A 26,546-nucleotide genomic window follows, 5' to 3' on the forward strand; every position below is an offset into this window, starting at 1 on the left:
TGTGTGGGACGTCATCGAGGCCCCGATCCTGTGGCAGGGCGCCTGGGTCACCGTGCAGCTCACGCTGTACTCCGCCGCGCTCGCGTTCGCCCTCGCGTTCCCCTTCGGGCTGGCCGGCATCTCGCGGCACGCCTGGGTGCGCGCCATCGGCCGGTTCTACGTGGAGGTCTTCCGCGGCCTGCCGGCACTGGTGCTGATGTTCTGGTTCTTCTACTCGCTGCCGCTGGCCGGCCTGCGGCTGGAGACCCTGTTCGCCGGGGTCGCCGCCCTCGGCCTCAACTACGGGGCCTACGGCGCCGAGGTGGTGCGCGGGGCGCTGAAGGCGGTGCCGAAGACGCAGTTCGAGGCGGCGGTCGCGCTCAACCTGCGCCCCGCCCAGCGGGTGCGGCGGGTGCTGCTGCCGCAGGCGGTGCCGCTGATGCTGCCGACGTTCGGCAATCAGCTGGTCGAGCTGATGAAGGCCACCGCGATCGTGTCGCTGATCTCCATCAGCGACCTGATGTTCCGGGCGCAGCAGCTGCGCTCGTCGACCGGTGAGGGCGCGGCGGTCTTCCTGGTGATCCTGGTCATGTACTTCGTCATCGCCCAGGCGATGCTGCTGCTGGTGCGCTACCTGGAACGCAGGTCCGAGCGGACGCTCGGCCGGGTGCGCGCCGAGGGGGCCGCCCGATGATCTGGGACTGGGACTACACCCGCGAGCTGCTGCCGAGCCTGCTGCACGGCCTGCGCTACACCGTCCAGGCGACGCTGCTCGGCTACGTCCTGGCGGTGCTGGCCGGGCTGCTGTGGGCGGTGCTGCGCCGGTCGGGCAACGTGGTCGTCGACCAGGCGGTCCGCTGGGTCGTGGAGTTCGTGCGCAGCACTCCCCTGCTGGTGCAGCTGGCGTTCCTGTACTACGCGCTGCCCGCCACGGGCGTGCGGTTCAGCGCGCTGGTGACGGGCGTCATCGGGCTCGGCCTGCACTACTCGGCCTACACCGCCGAGGTGTACCGGGCGGGCATCGCCGACGTGCCGCGCGGCCAGTGGGAGGCCGCGACCGCGCTGAACCTGCCCCGGCGGCGGGTGTGGCTGGCGGTGGTGCTGCCGCAGGCGGTCCGGCGCGTCATCCCGCCGCTCGGCAACTACCTCATCGCCATGTTCAAGGACTCGCCGCTGCTGCTCGTCATCACCGTGCCGGAGATGATGCACGAGGCGCAGGCGGCCGGCAGCCCGACCGGGCGCTTCCTTGAGCCGTTCACCGTGGCGGCCGTGCTGTTCGTCTTCGTCAGCGTGGTGTCGTCCGTCCTGATCCGACGTCTGGAGAGGCGCTATGGAACCGTCTGACGCGTCCGCGGGCGTGCTGCCGAAGGGCGGCACGCCGGGCATCCGGTTCGACAAGGTGGTCAAAAGCTACGGCGGCAACGCCGTGCTGCGCGGCCTGGACTTCACCATCGCCCCGGGTGAGCGGGTCACGCTCATCGGGCCGAGCGGCTGCGGCAAGACCACGATCCTGCGGCTGCTGATGACGCTGGAGAAGGCCGACGGCGGCGACATCTGGATCGGCGACCGGGCCCTCACCCACATGGACAAGGGCGGGAAGAAGGCGCCGCCGAGCGAGAAGCACCTGCACGAGATGCGCAAGCAGGTCGGCATGGTGTTCCAGCAGTTCAACCTGTTCCCCAACATGAGCGTGCTGCGCAACCTCACCGAGGCGCCGGTGCACGTGCTCGGGGACTCCAAGGACGAGGCCGCCGAGCGCGCCCGCGAACTGCTGGAGATGGTCGGCCTCGCCGGCAAGGCGGACGCGCACCCGTCCCAGCTGTCGGGCGGGCAGCAGCAGCGGGTCGCGATCGCGCGGGCCCTCGCCATGCGCCCGAAGGTGCTGCTGCTGGACGAGGTCACCTCGGCGCTGGACCCCGAACTGGTCGTCGGCGTGCAGGACCTGCTGCGCGACATCGCCCGCCAGAGCGACCTCACTCTGCTCTGCGTGACCCACGAGATGAACTTCGCCAAGGACATCTCCGACCGGGTCCTGATGTTCGCCGAGGGTCGGATCGTGGAGGAGGGACCGCCCGAGCAGATCTTCAGCGCGCCCGCCGAGCAGCGGACCCGCGACTTCCTGCAGGCGGTCCTGGCCACCTGAGCCGGACCGCCCCCGACGACCAGAACGACATTCGGTACTGTGGCGGCGACCACGACGTGAAGGAGGCACCGGTGGTGCTGCATGGGTGAGGGCGCGGCCATCGCGGGGCTCGGGATGACCGAGCTCGGCAAGGTGTACGGGCGCAGCCCGCGGCGGCTCGCGGCCGACGCGGTACGGCTCGCCGCCGCCGACGCCGGGCTGACACTGGACGATCTGGACGGCCTGCTGGTCAGCCACGGCCTCGGCGGCTCCCCCGGGATCGAGCTGGCCGACACGCTCGGCCTGCGCGACCTGCGGCTGCTGTCGCAGATGAACGCCTTCGGCGCGACCGCCGGGGCGATGGTGTCCTACGCCGCGATGTCGGTGGCGTCGGGCGCCGCGACCACGGTGGCGTGCGTGTTCTCCGACGCGCCGCTGCAGCCGAAGCAGTCGGCGGGCTCGGCCTACCACCGCGACGCGCCCGAGTGGTACGGGTTCGGCGGCATGACGGCCGCGCTCGGGTTCCGCAGCGTCAACGCCTTCTACGCGCTCGCCGCGCAGCGGCACATGGCGCGCTACGGCACCACCAGCGAGCAGCTCGGCGCGATCGCGGTCGGCACGCGGGAGTGGGCGTCGCGCAACCCGCTCGCCCAGATGCGCGAGCCGATCACCCTCGCCGACCACCAGGCGTCGCGCTGGGTCGCCGAGCCGCTGCACCTGCTGGACTGCTGCCTGGTGTCCAACGGCGCGATCGCGGTGATCGTGACCTCCGCCGGACGCGCCCGCGACCTGGCGCAGCCGGCGGTGCACGTGTGGGGCTGGGGGCAGGGCCATCCGGGGCACCGCAAGGAGCGCGGCAGCGAGTTCGGCCTGGTCACCGGCGCCGCCGCGTCCGGGCCGGTCGCGATGAAGATGGCCGGGGTGACGCCCGCCGACGTCGACGTCTGCCAGCTCTACGACTGCTACACCTACACGGTGCTGGTGTCGCTGGAGGACTACGGGTTCTGCGCCAAGGGCGAGGGCGGCGCGTTCGCGGCGTCCGGCGCGCTCGGCCCCGGCGGGTCGCTGCCGACCAACACCGGCGGCGGGCAGCTGTCGGGCTACTACATGTGGGGCATGACGCCGCTGTCGGAGGCGGTGATCCAGGCGCGCGGCCAGGGCGGCGAGCGCCAGGCGGCCCGCAACGACGTGATCCTGGTCAGCGGCAACGGCGGCATCCTGGACCACCACTCCACGCTGATCGTCAGCCCGCACCCGAAGGAGGCCTGAGCATGGACATCGGCATCCTGCGCCGCGACGGCCGCACCGACCCGTTCTTCGACGGCACCGCCGCGGACCGGCTGGTGATCAAGCGCTGCGACGCCTGCGACCGGTGGTTCGCGCCCGACGCGGTGTCGTGCCCGGACTGCGGTGAGGAGGAGCTGGCGTGGGCCGAGGCGTCCGGCGCGGCGACCCTGGTCACCTGGACGGTGCTGCACGGGCGGCCCGCCGCGGACGGCACCGCCCCGCCGCCGGCGCACCTGGCGCTGGTGGAGCTCGCCGAGGGGCCGTGGCTGCACGCTCGGCTGGACGGCGTCGCCGCGCCGCGCGAGGGCCTGCCGCTCACCGCGGCCTACGAGCACCCGGCCGAGGGAGAGGCGTACCTGCTGTTCAGGCCGTGATCACCGGTAGGTGACACTGGGCGGATGGAACCGAACGCGCCCTACCCGCCGATCGAGCCGTACGCCTCGGGGATGCTCGCCGTGGGCGGCCGGGACGAGATCTACTGGGAGGTCTGCGGGAACCCCGCCGGCAAGCCCGCCGTGTTCGTGCACGGCGGGCCGGGCGCGGGCTCCTCGCCCGCGCACCGGCGGGTGTTCGACCCGGCCGCGTACCGGATCGTGCTGTTCGACCAGCGCAACTGCGGGCGCAGCGTCCCGCACGCCGCCGACCCCGGCACCGACCTGTCGGCCAACACCACCGCGAACCTGGTGGCCGACATGGAGCGGCTGCGCGAGCACCTCGGCATCGAGCGGTGGCTGGTGTTCGGCGGGTCGTGGGGCAGCACGCTGTCGCTGGCCTACGCGCAGACCCACCCCGAACGCGTCACCGAGCTGGTGCTGCGCGGCGTCTACATGGTGCTGCCGGCCGACGAGCCGTGGTGCTTCGCCGAGGGCGGGGTGTCGCGGTTGTTCCCCGACGCCTGGGAGGAGTTCCGCGCGCTGATCCCCGAGGACGAGCGCGGCGACTACATGGCCGCCTACGCGCGGCGGCTGGCCGACCCGAATCCGGCGGTGCACGTCCCGGCGGCCGTGGCGTGGACGCGGTGGGAGGACGCGACCGGGGCGCTGCTGCCCCGCCCCGCCGAGGAGGAGGACGTCCGCGATCTGGTGGCGGTGGCCCGGCTGGAGAACCGCTACTTCGGCAACGGCTGCTTCCTGGAGGAGGGACAGCTGCTGCGGTACGCCTCCCGGCTGCACGGCATCCCCGGCGTGATCGTGCAGGGCCGCTACGACCTGCTCACTCCCCCGGACGGCGCCTGGGCGCTGCACAAGGCGTGGCCGGGCTCGGAGCTGCAGATCGTCGCCGACGCCGGGCACGCCTTCGACGAGCCGGGGACGCTGCAGCGCCTCCTGGCGGCGACGGACCGCTTCCGGCCCTGGACCGAATGACATTCGGTCCACTAGCGTCGGCGGCATGCGCACCGAGGTCTGTGAGATGTTCGGGATCGAGTTCCCGCTGTTCGCCTTCAGCCACTGCCGGGACGTGGTCGCGGCCGTCACCAACGCCGGCGGGCTCGGCGTCCTCGGCGCGGTCGCCTACACGCCCGAGCGGCTGGAGGAGGAGCTGCGCTGGATCGACGACCACGTCGGCGGCCGGCCTTACGGGGTGGACGTGCTGGTCCCCGCCAAGATCGACGAGTCGGCCGCGCGGGCCGGGCGCGGCGAGGGCGGCCTGGACACCATGCTCGCGGCCGTCCCGCAGGAGCACTGGGCGTTCCTGTTCGCACTGTTCGAGAAGTACGGCGTCCCGCTGCCGGACTTCGAGAAGGCCAAGAAGGCCAACTCCAAGGGCGGCACGCAGGTCACCACCGAGGGCGCGTCGGCCCTGATCGACGTGTCGCTGGCGCACCCGATCCGGCTGATCGCGAGCGCGCTCGGCACCCCGCCCCCGCTCATGGTGGACAAGGCCAAGGCGGCCGGCGTCCCGGTCGCCGCGCTCGTCGGGACGGCCGAGCACGCCCGCCGCCAGGTCGCCGCCGGCGTCGACCTGATCGTCGCGCAGGGCGGCGAGGCCGGCGGGCACACCGGCGAGATCTCCACCATGGTCCTGGTGCCCGAGGTGGTGGACGAGGTCGCGCCGCTGCCGGTCCTGGCCGCCGGGGGCATCGCCACCGGCCGCCAGATGGCGGCGGCGATGGCGCTCGGCGCGGCCGGCGTCTGGTGCGGCTCGGTGTGGCTGACCACCGAGGAGGCCGAGACGCCGCCGCCGGTGAAGGAGAAGATGCTGGCCGCCACCTCGCGCGACACCGTCCGCTCCCGCTCGCGCACCGGCAAGCCCGCCCGCCAGCTGGAGTCGGCGTGGACGCGGGAGTGGGAGGGGCCCGCCAGCCCCGGCCCGCTGGGGATGCCGCTGCAGATGATCATCGCCGAGGGGGCGATGCGGCAGATCAACAAGGTCGCCGAGACGGGCAACCCGGGCGCCCGGGAGCTGGCCAACTACTTCGTCGGGCAGTGCGTCGGGCAGATGAACGCGGTGAAGCCGGCCCGCCAGGTCGTCTACGACATGGTGCAGGAGTTCGCCGACGCCGTCGACCGGCTGAACACCATCACCGGGTAGCCGGGCGGGGCGAAGGTCAGCGGGGGTCGCGGCCGGGGCCGGCCCGGCGCGACCGGAACCGGGCCAGCGGGCCGGTCCGCGCGGACTCGCCGAGGTCGGGGCGGGCCCAGTGCGCGGGCTTGATCAGCGCCACCCGGACGCCGGTCGGGTCGGCCAGGTGGGTGAACCGCCCGGGCGGGATGTCGGTCGGCGGCACCCGGATCGTGGCCCCCAGCTCGACCGCCTTGGCGGCGTAGGCGTCGCAGTCGGTGACGGCGAAGTAGGGGATCCAGTGCGCCGGGTAGTTCGGCGACCAGCGCTCGTCCATGGCCAGGATCCCGCCCATCGACCGGCCGCCGACCCGCCAGTTGGTGTAGCTGGCGGCGTAGTAGTCGCGGCGGGCGAACGTCCAGCCGAACACCCGCGCGTAGAACTCCTCGGCCCGGCCGGGGTCGCGGCACGCCAGCTCCGCCCAGCACATGGCGCCCGGCTCGCCGACGACGGCGGCGCCCTGGAAGGTGTAGGCCTGCCACAGCCCGAGGTCGGCGCCCTCGGGGTCGCCGACCAGCGCCATGCGCCCCAGGTGGCCGACGTCGACGGGGTCGGTCAGCACCTGCCCGCCCGCCGCCGTCACCCGCTTCAGCGCCGCCTCCATGTCGTCGACGCTGATGTAGCACGTCCACGACGGGCGCTGGCTGTCGTCGGCCAGGGCCTTCAGCCAGCCGACCTCGGGGTCGCCCGGCTCGTCCAGCGTCCACATGTCGTAGTCGCCGAGCCGGTCGTCGGCGATCGTGAACGAGCGCCAGCCCAGCAGCTCCCGGTAGAACGCCCGGGACACCCTGATGTCGGGAGTGGCCAGCTCGGCCAGGTTGGGCATGCCCGGTGCGTACTCGGTCACCTCACCCATCAGAGCCCTTTCTCCGGTATCGAAGTGATTACCCACTGTGAGCCGGTGGACACCCTTGCGCCCGGTCTGTGACCGGGCGCCGGTCCGGCACCGCCGCGAGGGTGCCACCGACCGCTCCGACCAGCAAGGATATGGATTCTCATATCGCTCGCCGACTCATATCGCTATTGGACATGGGCGGGCCCGGTCTGTTGTGCTTCCCCCGACCGAAGATCATGCACGCCGACCATGACCACGAGGAGACCGAGCATGCGCGAAACCGACCGCCGGCGCCCCTGGCGGACGACGGCCGCCGCGGCGCTGGCCGCGTCCCTGCTGTTCGGCGGGGCCGCCTGCGGCACCGCCCCGGCCGAGACCAGGGCCGCCACCCGCGGCGGGACGGCCCCGGTCGCCGCGACCGGCCCGGTCCGCCAGGGCGAGGTCACCCGGCGGCTGCGCGACCTGGAGACCGCCTACAAGGGACGCATCGGCGCGTTCGCGGTCGACACCGGCACCGGCCGCGTCGTCGGCCACCGCGCGCACGAGCGCTTCCCCTTCCTGTCGACGTTCAAGGCGCTCGCCGCGGCGGCCGTCCTGCACAAGGCCCGCACCCAGGACCCGGGCCTGATGGAGCGCGTCGTCCACTGGACCGAGCAGGAGGAGAAGCCCAACTCGCCGAAGACCAAGGGCCAGGGCGGCCCGGACAAGGGCATGACCGTCGCGCAGCTGTGCGACGCGGCCATCCGCTACAGCGACAACACCGCCGGCAACATGCTGCTGAAGCAGCTCGGCGGCCCGGCCGGGTACACCCGCCACCTGCGCTCCCTCGGCGACCCCGTCTCGCGGCTGGACCGCTGGGAGATCGAGCTGAACGACTGGAAGCCCGGCGAGAGGAACGACACCACCACGCCCGCGAACATGGGGGCCGACCTGCGCGAGGTCACCGCGGGCGGCGCGCTCGTCCCCGCCGACCGCGCGCGGCTGGTCGGCTGGCTGCGCGCCAACACCACCGGCGACGCCCGCATCCGCGCCGGCCTGCCCCACTGGACCGTCGGCGACAAGACCGGCAGCGCCGACGCCAGGGCCAACGACGTGGCCGTCGCCTGGCCGCCCGGCGCGGCCGCCCCGGTGATCATCGCGGTCTACACCTACCGGCACGACCTCACCGCGCCCCGCGAGGACAAGGTGATCGCCGACACGGCCGCGGTCCTGGCGCGCGGCCTCGGCCTGGCGCCCTGACCGGCCCGGGCGGCCGGCGTACCGCCGGCCGCCCGGCCACCGCGACGGCGTGCGGCCGGTTGTTCTGTGCTCAGCGGGAACAAGGGTGAGCATGGATCACTCTGAGGCACCGGTGCTGGACGCACTGGCGAAGTACCACGAAAGAGGAGAAGTCCCGTTCACTCCCCCCGGCCACAAACAGGGCCGGGGAGCCGATCCGCGGGTGCTGGAGACGCTCGGCGCGCCGGTGTTCCGGTCCGACGTCCTCGCGGTCGCCGGGCTGGACGACCGCCGCTCGACGGGCCGGGTGCTGGAGCGCGCCCAGGAGCTGATGGCCGACGCCGTCCACGCCGAGCAGACGTTCTTCACCACCTGCGGCAGCTCGCTGTCGGTCAAGAGCGCGATGCTGTCGGTCGCCGGCCCGCACGAGAAGCTGCTGGTGGGCCGGGACGCGCACAAGTCGGTCATCGCCGGGCTGATCCTGGCCGGGATCACCCCGATCTGGGTCGAGCCGAACTTCGACCCCGCGCTGCACCTGGCGCACCCGCCGTCGGCGGAGGCGTTCCGGGCCCGGTTCGCCGAGCATCCCGACGCGCGGGGCGCGCTCGTGACCAGCCCGACGCCCTACGGGACGTGCGCGGAGCTGGCCGCCATCGCCGAGGTCTGCCATGAGCACGGGCGGCCGCTGATCGTGGACGAGGCGTGGGGCGCGCACCTGCCTTTCCATCCCGCGCTGCCGTCGTGGGCGATGGACGCCGGCGCCGACGTGTGCGTGACCAGCGTGCACAAGATGGGCAGCGGCCTGGAGCAGGGGTCGGTCTTCCACCAGCAGGGCGACCTGGTCGACCCGGCCGTGCTGAAGGCCCGCGCGGACCTGCTCGGCACCACCAGCCCGTCGGTGCTGATCTACGCGGGGCTGGACGGCTGGCGCCGCCAGATGGTGCAGGACGGCCACCGGCTGCTCGGCGACGCCCTGGACCTGGCGCACGAGGTCCGCGCCGGGATCGAGCGGATCGACGGGCTGCACGTGCACCACGACGAGTTCCTCGGCCCCGGCCGGGCCGCCGAGCTGGACCCGCTGCAGGTCATCATCGACGTGTCCGCGCTCGGCGTCACCGGCTACCAGGCGGCCGACTGGCTGCGCGAGCACCACCGAATCAACCTGCACGTGTCCGACCACCGGCGCAGCAGCGCCCAGCTCACCTACGCCGACGACCGCGAGACCGCCGCGGTCCTGCTGTCGGCGCTGCGCGACCTGCCCCGGCACGCCGGGGAGATCGGCCCGGCGCCCGCGGTGGACGTCCCCGATCCGCGCGAGCTGCGGCTGGAGCAGGTGCTGCTGCCGCGCGACGCCTTCTTCGGGCCGACCGAGCAGGTCCCGGTGGACAAGGCCGCCGGGCGGATCACCGCCGAGATGCTGACGCCCTACCCGCCGGGCATCCCGGCCGCGCTGCCCGGCGAGCGGCTGACCGGCGACGTGCTGGACTACCTGCGGACCGGGATCGAGGCGGGCATGGTGGTGCCCGACGCCGTCGACCCGAAGCTGGACGGCGTCCGGGTCGCGGTCGAGGAGTAGTCACACGGCGGCGCTCAGGGCCGGTGCCCGATCCCGGTGAGCAGCTCGCGGACCCGCATGGGCCCGCCGGTGCGGGGGGACAGCGGCGGGGTGTCCATCCCCGCCTCCTCCCGCAGCCCGGTGAGCAGCTCCCCGATCGCGGCGGTCGCGCTGTGCTCGGGCCGCCAGCCGAGCTCGGCGCGGGCCCGGCCGCAGTCCATGATCGGCAGATGCAGCGCCAGGTCCAGCAGGTCCGGCGAGGCGGGCACCAGGCCGAGCGACCAGGCGGCGGTCAGCGCGACGCGGACGCCGCGCGCGGGCACCCGGACCGGCCGGGCGCCGAGCATCCGGGCCAGCTCCGGCGTCCCGATCACCGGCTCCGCGGCCAGGTTGAACGCGCCGCGGACCTCGCGCAGCACCGCCTGCCGGTACGCCGTGCCCGCGTCGGCCGAGTGCAGCGCCTGGAAGCGCAGGCCGGGGATGTCGGGGACGACCGGGATCAGGCCGGGCCGCACGAGCGAGCCCGGCAGCAGCGGCCCGGCGAACAGGCGGCGCTGCCCGGAGGCCGCCTCCCGCTTGAAGATGAACCCCGGCCGCATCCGCACCACCCGGCAGGAGGCGTGCTCCATCTCGAAGATGTCGAGCAGCCGCTCCACGTAGGCCTTCTCGCGGCTGTAGGCGGCGGGCGGCCAGCCGTTGGTGGGCCAGCCCTCGTCGACGGGGTTCTCCTTGTCCGCCGGCGAGTAGGCGCCCACCGAGGAGGCGTGCACCAGGGCGGGCACGCCCGCGCGCGCGACGGCGTCGAAGACGCGCGAGCTGCCGATCACGTTGGTCTTCCAGGTGGTGTTCGGATCGTGCGTGGGCTGGAACAGCCACGCCAGGTGGACCACCGCGTCGGCGCCCCGGAACAGCGGGACCAGGTCGGTGCGGGTCACGTCGGCCCGCTCCCACTCGGTCTTGCCGATCTCCAGCCGGGGCAGCCGGCGGGCCAGCCCGAGGATCGAGGTGATCCGGGGCTCGGCCGCCAGCGCCTGGACGGTGCTGGTGCCGACGTTGCCGGTCGCTCCGACGACCACGACGCGCATGATGCCTCCTGACGAGAGCCCGGGTCCTTGCCCTCCGCCCTACCCCGCGCCCCCGCCGCCACGCATGGGCCGCCCGGGTACCCCGATCCGCGGCGAACATGCACGTCGCGGCCGTGATTCTTCCGTCCGGTGCGGGGGCGGCGGCGCGATTCGAGGCGCCCCCTGCGGGCAAGGATCATCTCGTCGCCGGTGCGGCCGGGGACCGAGGGCGGCGAAGGGGGAGCGGCACGGTGACCATGGGCGTGGAGGAGGAGTTCCTGCTCGTCGATCCCGCGGCCGGGACGACGGCGCCGCTGGCCGCGCCGGTCCTCGCCCGGGCCGTCGCCGCCACCGTGGAGGCCGCGGCGACCGGCGCGATCGGCACCGGCGCGGCCGGGACGGGCGGCGCCATCCGCTTCTCCGCGGAGATGCTGTCCACCCAGGTGGAGTCGATCACCGGCATCTGCACCGGGCTGGACCAATTGCGCGAGGAACTCGTCCGCGGCCGGGCGTTCCTGGCGGCGGCGGCGCGCGCCGAGGGCGTCCGGCTGGCCGCCACCGGCACGGCCGTGCTGCCCGGCGCGGACCCGCCCGTCACCGAAGGCGCCCGCTTCGCCCGCATCGCCGGCATGTACGAGGCGGTCGTCCGCGACTATCAGTGCTGCGGCTGCCACGTGCACGTCGGCGTCCCCGACCACGAGACCGCGGTCGCGGTGACCAACCACCTGCGGCCGTGGCTGCCGACGCTGGTGGCCCTGTCGGCCAACTCCCCCTATGCCCACGGCCGCGACACCGGCTACCAGAGCTGGCGGATGCTGGAGCAGGCGCGGTTCCCCGGCGCGGGCGTCCCGCCCTACTGCGCCTCGGCCGCCGAGTACGACCGGACACTGGACCAGCTGGTCGACTTCGGCGTGCTCGCCGACCCCTCGATGACCTTCTGGCTGGCCCGCCCCTCCACCCGCTACCCCACCGTGGAGGTGCGGGCCGCCGACACCGCCCTCGGCGTCGACGACGCGGTCCTGCAGGCCGCGCTGACCCGGGCGCTCGTGCGCACCGCCCTCGCCGCGCTCGACGCGGGCCGCGAGGCGCCGCCGGTGCCCGGCCAGGTCTGCGCGGCGGCGCTGTGGGCGGCCGCCCGCCACGGCATCTCCGGCGACGGCGTGCACCCGGTGCTCGAACGCCCCCTCCCGGCCGTCGTCCTCGCCGAGGAGCTGCTGGTGTGGGTGCGGCCCGCGCTGGAGGACGCCGGCGACCTCGGCACCGTCCGGTCGCTGCTGGACCGGCTCCGCCGGGAGGGCACCGGCGCGACCCGCCAGCGCCGCGCCGCGGCCGCCGGGCTGCCCGCCGTGGTCGCCATGCTCGCCGAACACACCGCGCCGGACCCCGGATCCGGCGCTTCCGACCCCGACGACGGAGGAACATGACCACCCTGCACACCGGTATCAGCGAGGCCGGCCGCCACACCGGCCCGGCGCTGCCGCGCCCCCGCGGGCCGCTGTCCGAAGCGGTGATCACGGCGCTGCGGCACGACCCGGCCGGCCCGGTCCCGGCCTGGCCGCGGACCGAAGGCGCCGACCCGTTCGGCGAGGACCTCCAGCTCGCCCTCTACACCTGCTACGAGCTGCACTACCGGGGCTTCGACACCGTCGACCCCGACTGGGAGTGGAACCCGGGCCTGCTGGGATTCCGCGCCGGGATGGAACAGCCCTTCCTGGCGGCGCTGCGCGCGGGCGTGCCCGGCGGCGACGACGTCGAGGCCGTCCTCGGCGAGCTGCTCGTGGAGGACCTGGACGCCCGCGGCGTCTCCCACCACCTCAAGGACGACGGGCAGTGGTGGCAGATGCGCGAGTACATCGTCCACCGCTCCCTCTACCACCTGAAGGAGGCCGACCCGCACGCCTGGCTCATCCCGCGCCTGCAGGGGCAGGCCAAGGCGTCGCTGGTGGCGGTGGAGTTCGACGAGTTCGGCGGCGGGCGCTGGGAGCGCCTGCACGCCCGCCTGTTCGCCCACCTGATGGAGGCCGCCGGGCTGGACGCGCGCTACCTCGGCTACATCGACGCCGTGCCCGCCGAGGCGCTCGCCCCGGTCACCATGATGTCGCTGTTCGGCCTGCACCGCGCCCTGCGCGGCGCGATGGTCGGGCACTTCGCCGCCGCGGAGATCACCACGGCGCCGAGCGCGCACCGGCTGGCGCTCGCCCTGCAGCGCATGGGCGCCGACCCCGCCTGCGCGGTGTTCTTCACCGAGCACATCGAGGCCGACGCCGTGCACGAGCAGGTGCTGCGCCGCGACGTCATCGGGGACCTGCTCGCCCGCGAGCCGGGCCTCGCCGCCGACGTCGTCTTCGGCGTCCAGGCCACCGGGCTGCTGGAGGACCGGCTCGGCGAGCACCTGCTGGCGAGCTGGCGCGCGGGCCGCTCCTCGCTGCCGCACGGGCTGCCGGACGGGCCGGGCCGCCCCTGACCGCGCTCAGCCGTCGCCGGAACGCACCTTCCGGCGGTGGCTGGTGTCGCAGAACGGGAACCGGCGGCTGCGCCGGCAGACGCACAGCGCCACCAGGAACCGGTCCGACGTCGCCACGGACCCGTCCTCCATGACGATCTCCACCGGCCCCTCGACCAGGACGGGGCCGTCCTTCTCCAGGATCACGCGGCGGGGGCGCGGCGCGTCAGGCGCGCCGTTCTGGCCGGTCGGCACGGATCACCACCAGTTCCTCGTGCTCCTGCCCGGCCGCGATCAGGCCCCGGGCCCGCAGCTGCGCCGCCCGCGCCCGCAGCACCGGGCCGAAGGGCACGGTGTCCCGGGCGACGACGGCGGCCTTCAGCCCCTGCTCCCGCAGCGACTCCAGGCTCGTCTCGACCCCGCAGAGCGCCGAGTGCACCATCAGCAGCGTGCCGCCGGGGACGAGCAGCGCGGGGGCCTGCGCGCAGATCCGGTCCACGCCCTCACGCCCCTGCGGACCGGCGTCCCACGCCCGCGCCCGGCTGTGCGGCCCCGGCGCGCCGGGGCTCGGCACGTACGGCGGATTGGCCGTGATGACGTCGAACCGCTCCCCCGCGACCGGGGCGAACAGATGGCCGCGGTGGACCCGCACGGCGCAGCCCCGCACCCGCGCGTTGAGCCGCGCCGCCAGCACCGCCCGCGCGGAGACGTCGACGGCGGTGACCCGGCTCGCGCCGCACCGCGCGGCCGCGATGGCCACCGCGCCGGTCCCGGTGCACACGTCGAGGACCGAGGCGCCCGCCGTGACGGCCGCGCTGCGCAGCGCGGCGCAAAGCAGGAAGGTATCGCCCTGCGGTCGGTAGACCCCGGGCACGCTCAGCATCCTCACAACCCGCATCTACCGCCATGAACCCCACCCAAACCTCGGGCCTCTGGAGTTGCGCCCGCATGCCGCGGTCACCGCCGGGTAGGGCCGCTCCTACGGCACCCGGACCGAAAGGCACCCGATGATCACTTCGATCGCCGCCAGGGCGGCGGAGGAAGCGGCGCGGCTGCGCGGCGCCCGCGCCCTGCACCCCGCCGGGCGCTCCTACGAGGCGACCCTGCGCGTCACCGGGACCCCGGACCTGCCCGCCCCGGCGGGACCGCTCGCCGAACCCGGCGCACACCCGGCGATCACCCGCCTGTCCAAGGGCGCCGGACTGCCCGCGGGGCTGCCCGACGCGCTCGGCATCGCCCTGCGCGTCCCCGCCGGCGACGCCGTCGTGGACCTGCTGTTCACCACGGCGGGCACCCTGCCCGGGGCGCGGCACGCGCCGGTGCCCCGCGCCTCGTTCCTGTCCGGCGCCTACACCACGCTGCTCCCCTACCGGGTGGGCGGCGAGGTCCGGATGCTCGGGATCTTCCCGCACCGGCACCGGGACCTGCCCGTCCGGATCGACGCCCTGGACGCCGCGGTGACCGCCGAACCCGCCGAGTTCGTCCTGGCCTCGGCCTCCCTCACCGGCGCCTGGCGGCCCTTCGCCCGGCTGAGCGTGCACACCCCGCTCGCCGCGGACGATCCGAGGGCGACCGCCTTCGACCCGGTCCTGAACGACCTGCCGGGCCTGCGCCTCACCGGCCCCCTGGTCACCCTACGGCGGCGGGCCTACGCGGCGTCCCGGCGCGGCCGCGGCGCCCCCGCGCCGCACGGCGGCGCCGTCACCGGTACAGCGGCCGGCCCGGCCCCTTCCCGACCTGGTCGATGACGAGCCGGGCGAACGCCTCGTGCCCCTTCACCGTCGGATGGAAGCTGCGCGGCTCGGCGGCGAACCCCGGCAGGCTGAAGGCCAGGCCGTTCATGTACGGGTCGGCGCTGCCGGCCTCGTGCCCGGCGAAGGCGCTGTAGGCGTCGATGAACTCGGCGCTGCCGCCCCCCTGCGCCGCGACGATCCCCTCGTCGGTCTCGGCGACCGCCTGCCGGACCACCTCGTTCAGCTCGTGGGCGCGGGCGTTCAGCCAGCGCTGGTCCTCGATCGAGATGTTGTCGCCGTCGGTGCCGGTGACCTCGGAGAAGACCCGCGGATAGCCGAGGACGATCAGCCGGGCCCGCGGTGCCCGGGCGACGATCCGCCCGAGCACCTCCGGCAGCGTCCGGCGCAGCACCGCCATCCGGGCCGCGATCTCGTCGCCCTGCTCCTCGCAGTCGCGGCTCCACGGCAGCTTCTTCACACAGCCCGCGACGATCTTGGCGAAGCCGATGTCGTTGCCGCCCAGGCTGAGGGTGATCAGGCTGGTGCCGCCGTCCACCCGGTTCAGCTGGGGCGGCTCGCCCGACTGGCCGTTCAGGATGTTGCCGGTCTTGGCGCCCGAACAGGCGAAGAAGCCACCGCCGCCCTGGAACGCGAACGCCTTGGCGACGGCGTGGTAGTACGCCTTGGACGTGCGGTGGCAGCGCTCCAGGGGGTTCTGGTCCGCCAGGTCGCCCTCGGCGCCGACGCCGGAGGAGTAGGAGTCGCCGAGGGCCACGTAGGAACCCTGCTGGGCCGCCTCCACCGGGGTGAGGGGGCGTCCCTGCCGGGGCGCGGGGTCGGCGTGCACGGGGCCGGGCGGCTTCCGGCAGCCGTGACCGAAGACCTCGCAGCGGACGGCGGGCAGGGCCACCAGCGGCACGAGCATGGCGGCCAGGAGCCCGACGAGCAGGACGGCGGCGGGACCGCGCTCGCCGAGCCGGGACCGCAGGGCCGCGGGCCACGTCCGCGGACTCTTCATCGCCTCCTCCTCCCCTTCGTCCAGGCAGACGCCGGAGCGGCCGTCCCGGTTCCGGCCTTTACATTGTAGATCCGATTCGGGGGTGCCGCCGGAACCGGGCCGGGGAACGATCCGTCCAAAGAGGACCACGATACGTCCGGGGAGACGCCACCGATGCTCGCGGTACTGACCGGCCTGGGGCTGAGCGCCGCCGCCGGGCTCAACGCCTACATCCCGATGCTGCTGGTCGGGCTGCTCGCCCGCTACAGCGACCTCGTCCGGCTGCCCGCCGAGTTCGGCTGGCTGACCAACGGCTGGGTGCTGACCGGGCTCGGGCTGCTGCTGACCGCCGAGGTGATCCTGGACAAGGTGCCGGTGGTCGACTCGGCCAACGACGCGGTGCAGACCCTGGTGCGGCCCGCGGCCGGCGGCGCGGTCTTCGCCGCGACCGACGCCGCCGGGCGGCTCGACCACTCCGCCTTCATGCACGACAACCCCTGGATCGGCTGGGGCCTCGGCATCGTCGTCGCGCTGCTGGTGCACAGCACCAAGGCCGCGGTGAGGCCGGTCGTCAACGCCGGTACCCTCGGGACCGGCGCCCCCGTGGTGAGCGCGGCCGAGGACGCGCTGTCCCTCGGCATGAGCGTGCTGGCCGTGCTGGCGCCGGTGGTCGCGCTGCTCCTGGTGGCGCTGCTCGCCTTCGCCGCCCTGCGCCTGCTGCGGCGCCGGCGCCGCCGCCGGGCGGCCGCAAGGGCCTGAGGGCCCTCGCCGATATCGCCTCCGCGGTGCGAGCCTGGCATGATTCAACACCGATCGGCAGGGAATAGGGGGACGGGGCTACCGACCTGCACCACAGCGTGACCGTTTTCGAAGGGATCGTCATGACGCTCCGCGAAGAGCAGGCTGAAGTGCTGGTCGACCCCTCGGGCCTGTCCGCCGCGCAGAAGGCCGGCCGCGCCTGCGTGGTGTGCGGCAAGCGCTGGCCGTCCCCGCAGGTGCGCATCGGCCGCGCCGCCAAGGGCGGGCCGCTCTACGCCTGCACCGACGACGCGCCGCTCATCGTCCAGGCCCGCCCGAAGGCCGGCTCGGCGGCCGGTCCGACGCTCGCCACATGACCAGGCGCGGGCCGAGCCCGGGCAGGCCCGCCGCCAGCTCGGCCCGCCAGTAGGCCCGCAGGCCCGGCCCCCACGCCTCCTCGGGCAGCTCGGCGAACCCGTGCCGGGCGTACCAGGGGCCGTTCCACGGCACGTCCCGGAAGGTCAGCAGGCTCACCCCGGGCGAGCCCGCCGCGGCGGCCCGCGCGAGGACCGCGCCGAGCAGCCGCCCGCCGATCCCCCGCCCCATCAGGTCGGCCCGCACCGCGATCTGCTCCAGATGGGTGCCGCCGTCCACCTCCCGCACCGCCGTGAACCCGGCGGGGGGCTCCCCCGCCACCAGGATCTCGGCCCCCTTGCCGATCATCTCCTCGATGACGGTGGGGCCGGGCGGGAAGACGATCCCGAGCGACGCGAACAGCGCGTCGGAGCTGTTCTCGATCGCCGGCAGCGGCTCCAGGTCGGCGGGCCCGGCCAGACGCACCTCGGTGTCCATGCCGCGAGGGTAGGACAGGGCCTACCGCGCCGTCACCGCGGTTTCGTCGGCCGTGGCGACCGCGGCGGCAGGGCGGCGCGGCGGCGCCAGCGCGGCGGCGATGGCGACCGTGCCGACCGCGCATACCGCGGCCGTCCCGTACAGCAGGAGGTGCAGCGCCTCGGTGAACCCGGCGGCCAGCGCGGCGCCGTCGCCGCCGGACAGGTCGCCGGCGGCGACCTTCGCGGCCAGCCCGGGCGAGCCGACGCGGGTGGCGGTCAGGCTGACCAGGACCGCGCCGAACACCGCGATGACGATGGCCTCGCTGCCGATCCGCATGGTGTTGAGGAAGCCGGTGGCCATCCCCGCGCGCTCGGGCTCGACCAGGCTCATCGCCATCCCGTCGCCCGCGCCGAAGGTCAGCCCGGCGCCGAGGCCGATCAGCAGCAGCGGCCCGGCGATGACGGCGGCGGGGGTGTCCGGGCCGATCACGGTGAGCCAGGTGTTGCCCCCGGCGAACATCGCCAGCGCCGCCGTGATCACCGCGCGGGCCGGCACGCCCCGGTTGACCAGTCCCCCGGCCAGCGGCGGGGCCGCCAGCACCGGGGCGGTCATCAGCAGCATCACCGTCCCGGCGCGCTGGGCGGACAGTCCGCCCGCGCCCACCAGGTAGGTCGGCAGGTAGGTCAGCAGCGTCACGAACCCGAAGGTCGTCACCACCGGCACCAGGCAGAGCGCCAGGAAGCGGCGGTCGCGCACCAGCGACAGGTCCAGCAGCGGGGCGGCCGAGCGCGCCTGCAGGACGGTGAAGGCGGCCAGCAGCGCCACGCCGGCGACCAGCAGGGCCGCCACGCCGGGGTTCGACCAGCCCCACCCGGGGCCCTGCACGGCGCCCAGCACCAGGGCGCCCAGCCCGGCGACGAACACCACCGCGCCGGTCACGTCCAGCCGGGGGCGCCGGGCGGCGCGGGACTCGGCGATGAACCCGGTACCGGTCAGCGCCACGATCAGCACGGCCGCGTGCAGCCCGAAGGAGGCGCGCCAGCCGAGCGTGCCGGCCAGCCAGCCCGACAGGGTGGGGCCGGCCGCCAGGCCGAGCCCGGCGGCGCTGCCGAGGGCGGCGAACGCGCGGGTGCGGGCGGCGCCGTCGAAGGTGGTGGCCAGGATCGCGCCGCCGCTGGCGAACACCCCGGCCGCGCCGACGCCCGACAGCGCGCGGGCGGCGTCCAGCAGACCGGCGCCGGGGGCGGCCGCCGCGGCCAGCGAGCCGAGGGCGAACAGCGCCGCGCCGCCCGCGAAGACCCGGCGGCGGCCCAGCAGGTCGGCGGCGGACCCGGCGACCAGCATGAACGAGGCGAACGTCAGGTTGTAGGCGTTCATCACCCACTGCAGCGGCGCGCCGGCGGCGTGCAGGTCCGCGCCGATGCCCGGCAGCGCGACCGCCGCCCCGGAGATGGACATCGGCACGGTGATGAAGGCCGCCAGCACCACCACGAGGGTGATCAGCGGATGTGAGCGATCGCTGCGCACGGAACGGGCTCCTTGACGGGGGGACGAGGGCGGCCCCAGATGGCCACCAAGGCGAGAGTGCCACTCAGTGGCATAAGAAGTCAAAGGGCAACTGCTGCCGGGTGCTAATCTCATGACGTGAGCGATGACCTGCGCGACCTGCCGCTACGCGAACGCAAGAAGCTGCGCACCCGCCGCGCCCTGGCCGAGACCGCGCTCCGGCTGTTCACCGAACGCGGCTACGAGGCCACCACGCTGGACGACCTGTGCGACGCGGTGGAGGTGTCCAAGCGCACCCTGTTCCGCAACTTCCCCTCCAAGGAGGACATCGCGCTCGCCGCCGACAGCGACCTGTGGTCGGCCTACCTGGAGTACGTGCCCACCGCCCAGGCGGACGGCCCGCTGCTGAAGGTCCTGCACGCCGCCCTGGACACCACCCTCGGCGCCATGGACCCCGACTGGGACCGCCGCTTCCTGGCCGCCCGCGAACTGTCGGAGCTCGTCCCCGCCCTGCAGGCGCACAGCCTCGGCTACTGCCACGACACCACCCGGGCCCTGATCCGGGCGGTGGGCGGCCGCTCGGACGCCGACCCGATGCGCCTCCACCTGGTCGTGGAGGTCTTCGTGGCCGCCTGGCGCACCGCGTCCCTGCACTGGGCGGCCCAGCACGGCGAGGGCGGCCGCGCCGCCCTGCGGACCCTGGTCGCCCAGGCCTTCGCCGACCTCCCCGCGGCTCTGACGCACCCCGCGTGAATCGCGATCGGCCCGGCGGGCGACGCGGCAAAGGCGGGGACCGCCTGCGCGCTGACGAGGATTGCCCCATTCTGGAGGTTCGGGCCGACGCGAAGGAGGCAGCGATGATCGCAAGAGTCGCCGTATGGGAACCGATGCCGACCGACGACCGCGACTGGGTGCTGGACGCCGCCGCCGGCACGCCCGGCGTCCACGGTGCGTACCACCTCATCGACCCCGCCACCGGCAACGGGCTGGCCATCGCCTTCTTCGAGGACGAGGCCGCGGCCCACGCCGCGCGCAAGGCGATCGAGCAGCGCGCCGAGGAGATCGGCTGGAACAGCGCCCCGCACCCGTCGCCCGCCTCCCAGACGATCTACCAGGTCATCCGGCACGTGTAGCGCGGCGCTCATGGGAGCCCGCCGCTTCCATGGTCGCTTTCGGCCGGTCGTGCGGACCCGGGCCCCGGGCCCGCCTCGCCGATGAGCGGTCCACCGGGGCCGTGCGCGGCGCCGCCCGCGCCGCGGGGCTCCGGCGCAAGGATCAGGCCCGCGCGCCGGGAAGGCGGGCGGGCCTGGGACGGCGGCGGGTCAGTGGACGCCGGCCTCCTTCATCTCGCGGAGTTCGCGCTTGAGCTCCTTGATCTCGTCGCGAAGGCGTGCGGCGAGCTCGAACTGCAGGTCGGCCGCGGCCTGGTGCATCTGGGCCGTCATCGACTCGATCAGGCCCTCCAGCTCCTCGCGGGGGCGCTCGCCGACCAGGTCGGCGGCGTGCCGGCCCGCCTCGCGGCGGGAGGCGAGGCCGGGGACGGGGGCCTTGCCGCGGCTCTGCTGGCGGCCCGCGCCGCCGAGCAGGGTCTCGGTGTCGGCGTCCTCGCGGACCAGCGAGTCCAGGATGTCGGCGATGCGCTTGCGCAGCGCGGTCGGCTCGATGCCGTGCTCTTCGTTGTAGGCCTGCTGCTTGGCGCGGCGGCGGGCCGTCTCGTCGATGGCCCGCTCCATCGACGGGGTGATCTTGTCGGCGTACATGTGCACCTGGCCCGACACGTTGCGCGCGGCGCGGCCGATGGTCTGGATGAGGGAGGTCTCCGAGCGCAGGAAGCCCTCCTTGTCGGCGTCCAGGATCGCCACCAGCGACACCTCGGGCAGGTCCAGGCCCTCGCGCAGCAGGTTGATGCCGACCAGCACGTCGAACTCGCCGGCGCGCAGCTCGCGCAGCAGCTCGATGCGGCGCAGCGTGTCGACCTCCGAGTGCAGGTAGCGCACCTGGATGCCGAGCTCCAGCAGGTAGTCGGTGAGGTCCTCCGACATCTTCTTGGTGAGGGTGGTGACCAGGACCCGCTCGTCGCGCTCGGTGCGCAGCCGGATCTCGTGGATCAGGTCGTCGATCTGGCCCTGGGTGGGCTTGACGACGATCTCGGGGTCGATCAGCCCGGTCGGCCGGATGACCTGCTCGACCACGTCGCCCTTGACCCGGTTCAGCTCGTAGGGGCCGGGCGTCGCCGACAGGTAGACCGTCTGCCCGATGCGCTCCAGGAACTCCTCCCACTTCAGCGGCCGGTTGTCCATCGCCGACGGGAGCCGGAAGCCGTGCTCGACCAGCATCCGCTTGCGCGAGGCGTCGCCCTCGTACATCGCGCCGATCTGCGGGACGGTCTGGTGCGACTCGTCGACGACCAGCAGGAAGTCCTCGGGGAAGAAGTCCAGCAGCGTGTTGGGGGCGGTGCCGGGGGCGCGGCCGTCGATGTGCCGGGAGTAGTTCTCGATGCCCGAGCAGGTGCCGACCTGGCGCATCATCTCGATGTCGTAGGTGGTGCGCATGCGCAGCCGCTGCGCCTCCAGCATCTTGCCCTGGCGCTCCATGACGGCGAGGGTCTCGGTCAGCTCGGCCTCGATCGCGCCGATCGCGCGCTCCATCCGCTCGGTGCCGGCGACGTAGTGCGAGGCGGGGAAGACGTACAGCTCCTCGTCCTCGGTGATGACCTCGCCGGTGAGCGGGTGCAGGGTGGCCAGCTTCTCGATCTCGTCGCCGAACATCTCGATCCGGACGGCGAGCTCCTCGTACTGCGGGATGACCTCGATGGTGTCGCCGCGGACCCGGAAGGTGCCGCGGGTGAAGGCCAGGTCGTTGCGCGAGTACTGCATGGCGACCAGCCGGCGCAGCAGGGCGTCGCGCTCGAACTCCTGCCCCACCTTGAGCTGGAGCATGTTGTCGACGTACTCCTGCGGGGTGCCGAGGCCGTAGATGCACGACACCGAGGCGACCACGATGGTGTCGCGGCGGGTCAGCAGCGAGTTGGTCGCCGAGTGCCGCAGCCGGTCGACCTCGTCGTTGATCGAGGAGTCCTTCTCGATGTAGGTGTCGGTCTGCGGGATGTAGGCCTCGGGCTGGTAGTAGTCGTAGTACGACACGAAGTACTCGACCGCGTTGTTCGGCATCATCTCGCGCAGCTCGTTGGCGAACTGCGCGGCGAGCGTCTTGTTCGGCTGCATGACCAGCAGGGGCCGCTGCAGCTTCTCGGCCAGCCAGGCGACGGTGGCGGTCTTGCCGGTGCCGGTCGCGCCGAGCAGCACCGCGTCCTTGTCGCCGCGTTCCATCCGCGTGGTGAGCTCGGCGATCGCCTGCGGCTGGTCGCCCGACGGCGTCATCTCGGTGACGACCTCGATCGGTGCCACCTTGCGCTGCAGATCAGTGATCGGCCGCATTCCCGCCCTTTCGTGAAGGGGCCCGGTCGCCCCCGCTCGGTTCCACTGTATGCAGGAGGTGTGACAATCGCGGGGACCGGGACGTTCGCGCAGGTCAGGAAGCCGGCAGCGGGAGGCGGGCGCGGACGGTGTAGCCGCCGGGCGGGGTCGGCCCGGCCTCCAGCCGGCCGCCGAGGGCGGTGACGCGCTCGCGCAGCCCGACCAGGCCGTTGCCGCCCGAGGGCAGCCCGTGCCGGGGCGCGGCGGCGGGCGGCCGGTTGGTGATCTCGATCTCCACCGCGCCCGGCAGCAGCCCGAGCCCGACGCGGGTGTCGGCGTCCCCGGCGTGCTTGTGCACGTTGGTGAGCGCCTCCTGGACGATCCGGTAGACGGTGCGGCCGACGGCGGCCGGCATCGGGCTCTCCTCGCCGGTCACCTCCACGTCGACGCGCAGCCCGGCGGCGCGGGACTGGCCGATCAGCTCGTGCACGTCGGCCAGCGTCGGCGCCTCGGCGGGCAGCGTCTCCTCGCCCTGGCGCAGCACCCCGATGACCTGCCGCAGCTCCTCCAGCGCCTGCCGCCCCATGTCGCCGATCACCGCGGCGGTCTCGGCGGCGCGGGCCGGGTCGCGCGCGACGGTCGCCTTCAGCGCCCCGGCGTGCACGACCATCACGCTGACCCGGTTGGCGACGACGTCGTGCATCTCGCGGGCGATGCGGGTGCGCTCCTCGGCGCGGGCGCGCTCGGTGAGCAGGCCCTGCTCGCGCTCCAGCCGGGCGGCGCGCTCCTGCAGCGAGGCGACGAGCTGCTTGCGGGCACCCATGTACAGGCCGAGCACGACCGGCAGCACGGTGAAGGCCAGCGCGAAGATCGACTTGGCCAGGAACGAGCTGTCCTGGTCGGTCGCCCCCGGCAGGCCGAGCGCCACGGCGTACCCGAACGCGGCGACCGCGAGCACGGTGCGGCGGGAGGCGGCGTAGGCGCCGAGGGAGTACAGCACGACCAGGGCGGCGAACCCGCCGCCGCCCGTCACCGCGACGAACACCACGTTGAACACCGCGAGCCCGACCGGGTGGCGGCGGCGCACCACCAGCGCGAGCGCGCCGACGGCCCCGCTGGCTGCGACGACCTCGCGCGGGAACCAGAAGTGCCGGTAGGCCAGGTAGAGGAAGGCCGCGTCGAGCACGGCGAAGCCGGCGGCCAGCGACACGTCGAGCACCGCTGATCTTCGTGACGGCCACCATGCCGCCCGCCGGCCGCCCCTGCGCATGGGCCCGACCCTATAGCCAGGAGGCGCGCCGCCGCGCGGGACGGCCGGTGGCCCGGCGCCCGCGGCGGTGGTTACGATGACGGCGCCGACAAGGACGGGGATACAGCACACCATGACCCGAATCGCCGTGTGGCTCGGGAAGAACGCCGACGCCGTGATCGCGCTGCTGCTGGCCCTCGTGGTCGCCGTCCTCGGCCTCGGGGTGGACATGCCCAACGAGGACGAGATCGTCAACAGCGCCACCCTCGCGGTGATCGGCCTGCTGGCCACCTCGGTGCTGCGCGACCGGGGGCGCCGCGAGCCGGTGGAGACCGAGGTGCGCGCGTCGCTGCGGGAATCATCGCAGACGCTCGGGGAGCTGAGCGGCCGGCTGGCGCACATGGACCGCTTCGAGCAGGTGGTGGACGACGCCCGGCGGGCGCTGGACGAGGCGTCGGTGGTGCGGGTGCTCAGCCGCGCCCAGCTCGACCAGGTGCTGACCGAGGCCCGCCGCAGCACCGACCGCTGGCACTACAAGGGCGGCACCGGCCGCTACCTGCGCACCCGCACGCTGCCCGAGTGCGTGGCGGCGGCCCGCCGCGAGCGCCGCACGCTGCTGATGCGGGTGGAGATCGTCGACCCGGCCGACGAGCAGGTGTGCGAGACCTTCGCCCGGCACCGCGACTCGCTGCCCGAGGGGCCGGGCGGGACGGCGCCGCAGGACCGCTGGACCGCCGACCGGGTCCGCAAGGAGGTCTACGCCACCGTGCTGGCGGCGTGCTGGTACCGGCAGCGGTTCGCGATGCTGGACATCGACGTCGGCCTGTCGCGGGCGATGACCACGATCCGCTACGACCTGTCGGCGTCGCTGATCGCGGTGACCCGCGACGACCCGGCCGGCGACGTGCTGATCGTGGACGCGGGCCGGTTCTACTACGGCTGGTGCGCGACCGAGCTGCAGACCAGCCTGGAGCAGGCGCGGCGGGTGCCGATCGAGCAGGCCCGGCTGGCGCCGCTCGGCGACGAGCCGACGCTGGAGGAGGTCCGCAAGCTGTTCGAGGTGCTGAACCTGCCGCTGCCGCGCGGGTACACCGACCGCGACGTCATCGAGATCGTCCGCAAGGCGCTGCGGCCCGCGCCATGACCGCCGCGGACCTGCCCGCGCTGCTGCGGGGCGGCCCCGGTCCGGGCGCCCCCGACCATGGGGCGCTGCGCGCCTGGGTCCGCGCGGCGGTGCGGGAGGTGCCGGCGGGCGCGGCGGTGCGCCATCCGCTCGGGTTCGTGTGCCTGCCGGTGCGCCGGACACCGGAGACGGGCGTGTGCGTGCACGTGTGGTCGCCGCGGCTGCCGGGGGCGGCGCCGACGACCTCGGGCGTGCACTGCCACAGCTGGGACCTGGTCAGCTACGTGCTGTTCGGCGAGATCGGCAACGAGACGCCGGCCGTGGCGGACACGGTGGAGCGTCCCACCCACCGCCTGTTCGAGGTGGTCAGCCGGGCCGGCACCGACGATCTGCGCCCGACCGGCCGCACGGTGCGCCGCGCCGCCGGCGAGACGGGGCGGTTCGGCGGCGGCGACGTCTACCGGCTGCCCGCCGGGGTGTTCCACCGGACGGTGGTGCCGGCGGGCGTGGACACCGCCACGGTCGCCGTCGGCCGGGTCCGGCCGGGCCACGGCGACCTGTCGCTCGGCCCGCTCGGCGGCGGCCCGCACCGGGTGACGCGCACGCCGTGCGATCCGGACGAGCTGGCCGAGGCGGTCCGGGTGACGCTGGATGGGCTCGGCTAGCCGGTCGCCAGCAGCGCGCCGGTCGCGGCGGCGCAGCCCGCCGCCGCCAGGACGACGCCGGTGAGGACGAACTTGCGCATCGGGACGCGCACGTCCCAGCGGCGGCACCACTCGAACCACAGCAGCGTCGCCAGCGACCCCCACGGGGTGATGACGGGGCCGACGTTGGTGCCGATGAGCAGGGACAGCAGCTGGTCGCGGTGCCCGGCCGCGACGGCCGACTCCCCCGCCACGTAGGCCGGCAGGTTGTTGAGGACGTTGGACAGGCCCGCCCCGGCGAACGCCGCGCGCAGCGCCCCGCCGGTCCCGTCGTCGGTGCCGACCAGGGCCCGCATGACCTCGTCCAGGCCGTGCCGCTCCAGCGTCGGGACGACCAGGAACAGGCCGGTCACGAAGACCATGAGCTGCCACGGGATCAGCGCGGGGCCGAGCGCGGAGCGGTCGCGGACGGCGAACGCGGCGACCGCGACGACGGCGGCGGCGGCCGCGGCGAGGCCGAGCTGGATGCCGGTGTGCACGCCCGCCAGGATCGCGGCGATGAACAGCAGGCACGCGCCGCCGGTCGCCCAGAACAGCACCGGGTCGCCGATCGGCTCGGGCGGCGGCGGGTCGTAGCGGTCGGCGCCGCGCATCCGCCGCCGCCAGAAGAACACCCAGAGCAGCAGCATCGTGACGGCGAGGGCGGCCAGCTGCGGCGCCCACATCCGCGCCGCGAACGCCCGCGTCTCCAGGGCCACCCGGTCGGACGCCAGCAGGTTCGTCAGATTCGACACCGGTAGCAGCAGCGACGCGGTGTTGGCGAGCCAGACCGTCGTCATCGCCAAGGGCAGCGCGGCGATGCCAGCGCGCGCGGCGAGCGCCAGCATGACGGGCGTGAGCAGCACCGCCGTGGTGTCCAGGTTCAGGAAGACGGTGTTGACGGTCGCGAACGCCACGCACAGCAGGAACAGCGCCGGGTAGCCGCCGCGGCCCGCGCGGGCCATCCGCTGCGCGATCGCGTCGAACACGCCCGCCTGCTTGGTCAGCTCGGCCAGCACGATGACGGCGAACAGGAACAGCAGCAGCGGCGCGATCCGGTCGACGCTGGCGCGGGCGTCGGCCGCCGGCAGCGCGCCGGTCGCCACGAACACCAGGCCGAGGAGCAGGACCGCGACGCGGATCCAGTCGAGAACGCCGAGCGACCGCGCGGCGCGGCGGAGGGTCCAGGTGGCCACCCTTGA

General features: G+C 74.4%; 28 protein-coding genes. 18 read left to right on the forward strand and 10 right to left on the reverse strand.

Annotation, left to right across the window (positions count from 1 at the left end):
• The first annotated feature begins 1 nt into the window (after position 1).
• The 7 genes from ehuC (at position 2) to ACRB68_RS01210 (ending at position 5,920) form a co-directional block, all read left to right on the forward strand.
• Positions 2-673, forward strand: coding sequence for an ectoine/hydroxyectoine ABC transporter permease subunit EhuC (gene ehuC, locus ACRB68_RS01180; RefSeq protein WP_328593583.1), 672 nt, complete (start codon positions 2-4; stop codon positions 671-673).
• Positions 670-1,323 carry an ectoine/hydroxyectoine ABC transporter permease subunit EhuD gene (gene ehuD / locus ACRB68_RS01185; protein ID WP_153530464.1) on the forward strand — a complete coding sequence of 218 codons (654 nt, stop codon included), beginning with the start codon at positions 670-672 and terminating at the stop codon, positions 1,321-1,323. The genes ehuC and ehuD overlap by 4 nt, the downstream gene beginning before the upstream one ends.
• A complete protein-coding gene (gene ehuA / locus ACRB68_RS01190; RefSeq protein ID WP_153530465.1) occupies positions 1,310-2,122 on the forward strand; it encodes an ectoine/hydroxyectoine ABC transporter ATP-binding protein EhuA in 813 nt (270 codons plus the stop codon). The genes ehuD and ehuA overlap by 14 nt, the downstream gene beginning before the upstream one ends.
• Before the next feature lie 81 nt (positions 2,123-2,203).
• Complete coding sequence (locus ACRB68_RS01195; RefSeq protein ID WP_153530466.1) at positions 2,204-3,370, forward strand: thiolase family protein; 1,167 nt, start codon at positions 2,204-2,206, stop codon at positions 3,368-3,370.
• 2 nt (positions 3,371-3,372) lie between these two features.
• Positions 3,373-3,762, forward strand: coding sequence for a Zn-ribbon domain-containing OB-fold protein (locus tag ACRB68_RS01200; RefSeq protein WP_153530467.1), 390 nt, complete (start codon positions 3,373-3,375; stop codon positions 3,760-3,762).
• Positions 3,763-3,786: 24 nt separating this feature from the next.
• Positions 3,787-4,752, forward strand: a complete 966-nt coding sequence (gene pip, locus ACRB68_RS01205; RefSeq protein WP_153530468.1) for a prolyl aminopeptidase — start codon at positions 3,787-3,789, stop codon at positions 4,750-4,752.
• 25 nt (positions 4,753-4,777) lie between these two features.
• Positions 4,778-5,920, forward strand: a complete 1,143-nt coding sequence (locus ACRB68_RS01210) for an NAD(P)H-dependent flavin oxidoreductase (protein WP_153530469.1) — start codon at positions 4,778-4,780, stop codon at positions 5,918-5,920.
• Positions 5,921-5,936: 16 nt separating this feature from the next.
• Here the strand turns inward: ACRB68_RS01210 and ACRB68_RS01215 are convergent, their stop codons facing one another.
• On the reverse strand, positions 5,937-6,806 hold the full coding sequence (locus tag ACRB68_RS01215) for a VOC family protein (protein WP_153530470.1): 870 nt from the start codon (positions 6,804-6,806) through the stop codon (positions 5,937-5,939).
• Positions 6,807-7,055: 249 nt separating this feature from the next.
• Between ACRB68_RS01215 and bla the strand changes: the two genes are divergently transcribed.
• Together bla and ACRB68_RS42335 are read left to right on the forward strand one after the other, a co-directional pair.
• On the forward strand, positions 7,056-8,024 hold the full coding sequence (gene bla, locus ACRB68_RS01220; protein ID WP_153530471.1) for a class A beta-lactamase: 969 nt from the start codon (positions 7,056-7,058) through the stop codon (positions 8,022-8,024).
• Between the two features lie 91 nt (positions 8,025-8,115).
• Entirely contained in the window at positions 8,116-9,579 is a 1,464-nt protein-coding gene (locus ACRB68_RS42335; protein ID WP_153530472.1) for an aminotransferase class I/II-fold pyridoxal phosphate-dependent enzyme, read from the forward strand.
• 14 nt (positions 9,580-9,593) lie between these two features.
• Here ACRB68_RS42335 and ACRB68_RS01230 read toward each other — a convergent pair whose 3' ends face one another.
• Entirely contained in the window at positions 9,594-10,643 is a 1,050-nt protein-coding gene (locus tag ACRB68_RS01230; protein ID WP_153530473.1) for an NAD-dependent epimerase/dehydratase family protein, read from the reverse strand.
• Positions 10,644-10,879: 236 nt separating this feature from the next.
• On the opposite strand from ACRB68_RS01230, the gene ACRB68_RS01235 reads away from it, so the two are divergent.
• Together ACRB68_RS01235 and ACRB68_RS01240 are read left to right on the forward strand one after the other, a co-directional pair.
• A complete protein-coding gene (locus ACRB68_RS01235; RefSeq protein ID WP_153532122.1) occupies positions 10,880-12,046 on the forward strand; it encodes a carboxylate-amine ligase in 1,167 nt (388 codons plus the stop codon).
• Entirely contained in the window at positions 12,043-13,086 is a 1,044-nt protein-coding gene (locus ACRB68_RS01240) for an iron-containing redox enzyme family protein (RefSeq protein ID WP_153530474.1), read from the forward strand. Before ACRB68_RS01235 ends, ACRB68_RS01240 begins: the two co-directional genes overlap by 4 nt.
• A 6-nt stretch (positions 13,087-13,092) precedes the next feature.
• On the opposite strand, the gene ACRB68_RS01245 is transcribed toward ACRB68_RS01240, so the two are convergent.
• Positions 13,093-13,320 (reverse strand): CDGSH iron-sulfur domain-containing protein, encoded by a 228-nt coding sequence (locus ACRB68_RS01245; protein ID WP_328593584.1) that lies wholly within the window; start codon positions 13,318-13,320, stop codon positions 13,093-13,095.
• Positions 13,292-13,948 (reverse strand): HemK2/MTQ2 family protein methyltransferase, encoded by a 657-nt coding sequence (locus tag ACRB68_RS01250; RefSeq protein ID WP_235958881.1) that lies wholly within the window; start codon positions 13,946-13,948, stop codon positions 13,292-13,294. The genes ACRB68_RS01245 and ACRB68_RS01250 overlap by 29 nt, the downstream gene beginning before the upstream one ends.
• 124 nt (positions 13,949-14,072) lie before the next feature.
• Here ACRB68_RS01250 and ACRB68_RS01255 point away from each other — a divergent pair, with 124 nt between their 5' ends.
• Positions 14,073-14,813, forward strand: coding sequence for a catalase family protein (locus ACRB68_RS01255; protein ID WP_153530476.1), 741 nt, complete (start codon positions 14,073-14,075; stop codon positions 14,811-14,813).
• Here the strand turns inward: ACRB68_RS01255 and ACRB68_RS01260 are convergent.
• Positions 14,767-15,816: an SGNH/GDSL hydrolase family protein gene (locus ACRB68_RS01260; RefSeq protein ID WP_153530477.1), complete on the reverse strand. Its 1,050-nt coding sequence runs from the start codon at positions 15,814-15,816 to the stop codon at positions 14,767-14,769. The two genes, ACRB68_RS01255 and ACRB68_RS01260, sit on opposite strands and share 47 nt — an antisense overlap.
• Before the next feature lie 153 nt (positions 15,817-15,969).
• On the opposite strand from ACRB68_RS01260, the gene ACRB68_RS01265 reads away from it, so the two are divergent.
• Both ACRB68_RS01265 and ACRB68_RS01270 read left to right on the forward strand, forming a co-directional pair.
• Positions 15,970-16,554: a DUF4126 domain-containing protein gene (locus tag ACRB68_RS01265; protein WP_153530478.1), complete on the forward strand. Its 585-nt coding sequence runs from the start codon at positions 15,970-15,972 to the stop codon at positions 16,552-16,554.
• A 122-nt stretch (positions 16,555-16,676) separates the two neighbouring features.
• Positions 16,677-16,910, forward strand: a complete 234-nt coding sequence (locus ACRB68_RS01270) for a hypothetical protein (protein ID WP_153530479.1) — start codon at positions 16,677-16,679, stop codon at positions 16,908-16,910.
• On the opposite strand, the gene ACRB68_RS01275 is transcribed toward ACRB68_RS01270, so the two are convergent.
• Both ACRB68_RS01275 and ACRB68_RS01280 read right to left on the reverse strand, forming a co-directional pair.
• Positions 16,852-17,385 (reverse strand): GNAT family N-acetyltransferase, encoded by a 534-nt coding sequence (locus ACRB68_RS01275; protein WP_153530480.1) that lies wholly within the window; start codon positions 17,383-17,385, stop codon positions 16,852-16,854. The genes ACRB68_RS01270 and ACRB68_RS01275 overlap by 59 nt on opposite strands.
• Positions 17,386-17,406: 21 nt before the next feature.
• A complete protein-coding gene (locus ACRB68_RS01280; RefSeq protein ID WP_207709550.1) occupies positions 17,407-18,894 on the reverse strand; it encodes an MFS transporter in 1,488 nt (495 codons plus the stop codon).
• 117 nt (positions 18,895-19,011) lie between these two features.
• Here ACRB68_RS01280 and ACRB68_RS01285 point away from each other — a divergent pair, with 117 nt between their 5' ends.
• Together ACRB68_RS01285 and ACRB68_RS01290 are read left to right on the forward strand one after the other, a co-directional pair.
• Positions 19,012-19,626 carry a TetR/AcrR family transcriptional regulator gene (locus ACRB68_RS01285; protein WP_328593585.1) on the forward strand — a complete coding sequence of 205 codons (615 nt, stop codon included), beginning with the start codon at positions 19,012-19,014 and terminating at the stop codon, positions 19,624-19,626.
• Positions 19,627-19,730: 104 nt separating this feature from the next.
• The gene (locus tag ACRB68_RS01290) at positions 19,731-20,006 is read left to right on the forward strand and encodes a hypothetical protein (RefSeq protein ID WP_153530482.1); all 276 of its coding nucleotides are present in this window, start codon (positions 19,731-19,733) and stop codon (positions 20,004-20,006) included.
• A 189-nt stretch (positions 20,007-20,195) separates the two neighbouring features.
• Here ACRB68_RS01290 and uvrB read toward each other — a convergent pair whose 3' ends face one another.
• Both uvrB and ACRB68_RS01300 read right to left on the reverse strand, forming a co-directional pair.
• Complete coding sequence (gene uvrB, locus ACRB68_RS01295) at positions 20,196-22,310, reverse strand: excinuclease ABC subunit UvrB (RefSeq protein ID WP_153530483.1); 2,115 nt, start codon at positions 22,308-22,310, stop codon at positions 20,196-20,198.
• 94 nt (positions 22,311-22,404) lie between these two features.
• Positions 22,405-23,508, reverse strand: a complete 1,104-nt coding sequence (locus ACRB68_RS01300; RefSeq protein ID WP_328593586.1) for a sensor histidine kinase — start codon at positions 23,506-23,508, stop codon at positions 22,405-22,407.
• A gap of 163 nt (positions 23,509-23,671) precedes the next feature.
• Between ACRB68_RS01300 and ACRB68_RS01305 the strand changes: the two genes are divergently transcribed.
• The gene (locus ACRB68_RS01305) at positions 23,672-24,682 is read left to right on the forward strand and encodes a hypothetical protein (RefSeq protein ID WP_153530485.1); all 1,011 of its coding nucleotides are present in this window, start codon (positions 23,672-23,674) and stop codon (positions 24,680-24,682) included.
• Positions 24,679-25,326 (forward strand): hypothetical protein, encoded by a 648-nt coding sequence (locus ACRB68_RS01310; protein ID WP_153530486.1) that lies wholly within the window; start codon positions 24,679-24,681, stop codon positions 25,324-25,326. Before ACRB68_RS01305 ends, ACRB68_RS01310 begins: the two co-directional genes overlap by 4 nt.
• On the opposite strand, the gene ACRB68_RS01315 is transcribed toward ACRB68_RS01310, so the two are convergent.
• Entirely contained in the window at positions 25,323-26,540 is a 1,218-nt protein-coding gene (locus tag ACRB68_RS01315; RefSeq protein ID WP_328593587.1) for an ArsB/NhaD family transporter, read from the reverse strand. The two genes, ACRB68_RS01310 and ACRB68_RS01315, sit on opposite strands and share 4 nt — an antisense overlap.
• Positions 26,541-26,546: the final 6 nt, after the last annotated feature.

Source organism: Actinomadura macrotermitis, assembly GCF_009604375.1.
Classification (GTDB): Bacteria; Actinomycetota; Actinomycetes; order Streptosporangiales; family Streptosporangiaceae; genus Spirillospora; species Spirillospora macrotermitis.